General features: G+C 59.3%; 3 protein-coding genes and 1 pseudogene. 3 read left to right on the top strand and 1 reads right to left on the bottom strand.

Annotation, left to right across the window (positions count from 1 at the left end; all coding sequences use genetic code 11):
* A pseudogene (locus AC1D34_RS35450) lies at nucleotides 1-123 on the top strand (IS630 family transposase); the annotation flags it as partial.
* Between the two features lie 302 nt (nucleotides 124-425).
* Here AC1D34_RS35450 and AC1D34_RS35445 read toward each other — a convergent pair.
* On the bottom strand, nucleotides 426-1016 hold the full coding sequence (locus AC1D34_RS35445; RefSeq protein ID WP_476826775.1) for an HAD family hydrolase: 591 nt from the start codon (nucleotides 1014-1016) through the stop codon (nucleotides 426-428).
* Nucleotides 1017-1343: 327 nt separating this feature from the next.
* Between AC1D34_RS35445 and AC1D34_RS35440 the strand changes: the two genes are divergently transcribed.
* Complete coding sequence (locus tag AC1D34_RS35440) at nucleotides 1344-2369, top strand: NAD-dependent epimerase (protein WP_476826774.1); 1026 nt, start codon at nucleotides 1344-1346, stop codon at nucleotides 2367-2369.
* A gap of 486 nt (nucleotides 2370-2855) precedes the next feature.
* Nucleotides 2856-3412: glycosyltransferase (locus AC1D34_RS35435; RefSeq protein WP_476826773.1), on the top strand; the 557-nt coding region annotated here is incomplete at its 3' end.

The following is a 3412-nucleotide window of genomic DNA, read 5'->3' as shown; positions in this document are numbered from 1 at the left end:
GCCATCAACCGCTTCATCAAGGAGCACAACCGGGAACCACGCCCGTTCCTATGGAAAGCCGATCCCGACCACATCATCGCAGCCGTTAGGCGCGGGCATCAAACGTTGGAATCAATCCACTAGTTGAGGGTGAACTTGATCAGTTCTACCGGCGCACCCTTGCTGAACTCACTGGGAGTGAACGGGGCAATACGGCGGTCGTCGGCGTCGAGCCGGCCTGGCCAGTGGGCGCCGACCTTGTTGCGAAGTATTGATCAATGCTGTTGTGTATTCTCACCTTCGAGCACAGATTTCGGCGGCGGCACCTCTCCTCCGAGATTGGCTCCCTTCACATGCCCACGAAAAGCACGATCGAATACGCTTTCAGCGGCGGCAGTCCGCTTCTCGATTCGCGCACGACGATTAAATGATGCCTTCAGCTTAACCTAACCTCGGTGCGGCCGGGCATCGATACAGCGCATGCCAGCGCGGTTAGCGGCTTCCATATCTTCAGGAGAATCCTCGAAGACGACGCAATCAGCAGCGACAATGCCGAGACGCCGCGCTGCTTCCAGGAACAAGTCGGGTTCGGGCTTGGCACGAGCGACGTCGTTGATCGTCACGATCGTGTCGAACAGGGGCGTCAGGCCCGTCGCCTCCAGTGTGGCTGTGACGATCTGCCTCGATCCGCCTGATGCAACAGCCATCGGCAGGCGCCTCTGATTGTGGCGAGCAACAGCAGTAATAGCCTGCACCTCACCCACGGACGCGACATTCTGCAGAAAATGCTCGCGCATGACCTTGATCACGGCGTCGCGGTCGAGCTTCACGTCCTGCTCGGCTTCGAAAAGGTCCATGAGCGCATGCTCTGAGTGACCGGCACGGACAAAATACCAGTCGCGCATCATGTCCCTGCCAGAGATACGAAAACCCTGCATCCAGGCATCGGCATAATTCGGCAGCGTATTCACGAGCGTTCCGTCGCAATCGAAAATGATCGCGCGGATATCGGCGGGAAGATTCGGTAGATCGAACATGACGCCTTTAGCAGAAGGTTACGGCTCGTCCAATCGCAGCGGAGTTCCGCGGAAGCGCGAGCCTACGATCCGGTACGATTATCAAGCGGAGTGTCGCGGCGAAATTGATATAGTGAAATTTTTGCCAATCCACCGAGAACAACTCGCGCTTGCCGTCCCTTCCGACGCGAAACAGGTGCTTACCCGTCGCGCTGTTTCAAACGCCATCTCCTTGTAGCCGCGCGCCCATCGTGCCAGATTCCCAAAGCTGAACTTGATTGGTTCGGCCCGGGGGGCGAAATGAGTCGCTCTGCTGCTATCAAATGGGACGATCTGGCGGTCTATCCTGTGACGATCAAGGTCTCACCACGGCAGATTTTGCTGACAGGCGCAGCGGGCTTCGTTGGCTTTCATGTCACGGAGGCTTTGCTGGCGCAGGGCGATCRGGTCCTCGGCATCGACAGTCTCACTCCCTATTACGATCCTGCGCTTAAGCAGGCGAGGCTCGACCGTTTGGCTGCGCGCAAGGGCTTTTCATTCGAGTGCCTCGACATTGCCGACTATGACGCGCTGCAAGGCGCTTTTGTTCGTTTTCGCCCGGACGCTGTGATTCATCTCGCGGCGCAAGCCGGTGTGCGCTATTCGCTAGAGAACCCGCCGGCCTATGCCAGCGCCAATCTCGTCGGCTTCCTGTCAGTACTGGAGGCCTGCAGGCACCATCCGGTCCAGCACCTGATATATGCGTCATCCAGCTCGGTTTATGGCGCCAACGCCAAGGTGCCGTTCAGTGAGCATGACGGCGCAGATCATCCAGTCTCGCTCTATGCGGCAACGAAGCGCGCCAATGAACTGATGGCGCATTCGTATGCACACCTCTACAGCATACCGGTCACGGGCCTACGCTTCTTCACGGTTTACGGCCCGTGGGGCCGACCGGACATGGCCTATTTCAGCTTCACCAAAGCAATTCTCGAAGGTCGGCAGATCGACGTCTACGCCGAAAGCGAAATGAGCCGGGATTTCACCTATGTCGACGATGTCAGCGAGGCGATCGTTCGGCTGGTGCGGGAACCGCCCACCCCTTCGGCCAATTTCAACGTCGGTTCGCCGGATCCCGCAACATCCGCGGCGCCCTACCGTGTTTACAATATCGGCAATCACACGCCAGTCCGGCTCGACCACTTCATCGCGGTAATCGAGGCAGCCTGCGGCAAAGAGGCCATCAAGCGCCATCTACCATTGCAGCCGGGCGACGTTCCGGCGACCTATGCCGATGTGAGTGCTCTCGCAGCCCGCGTCGGTTTCATGCCCTCCACCACGATCGAGGACGGCATTCAGCGCTTCGTCGACTGGTACCGGGCCTATTACGGCTGATGGTAGGAGCGTCATGCCCTCATCCCCCATCGTCTTGCCCGGTCGAGGTGTGAGCCAGGTTTTCCGCCGGTCCCAAGCGAAGAAGCTGAGGTTGCGAAGCTTCAGAGCCCTCTGATGAACCGGATGAACAGTCGCAAGAATAACAGGCTGACGATACTGGGTCGAGAGCGGATCGCGCGCATGACGGCGGTAGGCATTATCTACCGGGATAGCGAGGGCGGCCGGCGTCGGCCCCAAGTCCGTCCGTAAATGGATTGCACGCGTCGCCGCCGAGGGCATGCGAAATGCCTGCCGGAGATTGCAGCATGACCTAACACTTGCATAAAGTCGCATGCGCGAGGTCGATATTCGATCAGTGCCTGCGAGATTCGCGGCGACTTTCTTGCCGCCATTGACCGTGCCATCAGGCTGAGTTATGCGCTCGGCCTGCTTGGGCGAGTTTGATTGCCCCGGCCTCTCAGGGACGCAGCACGTAGTACGCAGTATATGAAGCGCCTAGCGATCGTCACAACTGCTGCGCCGCCCTCCGCCAGCGGTCAGGCCCGAGTGCTGGGCTCTCTATTGGCGCAAGAGCGCGGCAAATTACGTCATCTTTTTCTATCCGATCAACTTCAGGCGCTTGATCCTGGCGAGGCTGGATTTGGCGTTTACGTCGCCTTGTCGTCACCGCGGTTCCAGATTATGCGGTCATTCAGAAATGAACATGTCCAGCGCGTCAACAGTTACGCCGGACTAGTGCGGGACGTTATCGTTCGCGCGGACGAGGTCGAGACCGCGGTCAAGGCGCATCGGGCGCAGGTGGTAGTCGGGTGCAGCGGCAATCCCTTCGATCTACCAGCCGCGGCCATCGCCGCCAGGCGCTTGAAGCTGCCCTTCGTCGCCTATCTGTTCGATGATCCCGTTTATCAATGGGAGGCAGGTCCCTACCGCAGGCTGGCTCGGTTCTGGGAGAAACGGTGGGGGGCGCGCGCCGCAAAAGTTATCGTCCCCAATGAGGTTCTGGCCGAGGACGTACGCGGAGGTTCTGGCCGAGGACGTACGCG

This window comes from Allobosea sp. P1_A7 (assembly GCF_056406775.1).
The sequence above is the reverse complement of the archived record's forward strand: the minus strand, read 5'-3'. Positions and strand labels throughout refer to the sequence as shown.

What these genes read in the sequence shown, in the direction of transcription:
- AC1D34_RS35445 (WP_476826775.1), bottom strand. Translation starts at nt 1,016, where the DNA reads ATGTTCGATCTACCGAATCTTCCCGCCGATATCCGCGCGATCATTTTC.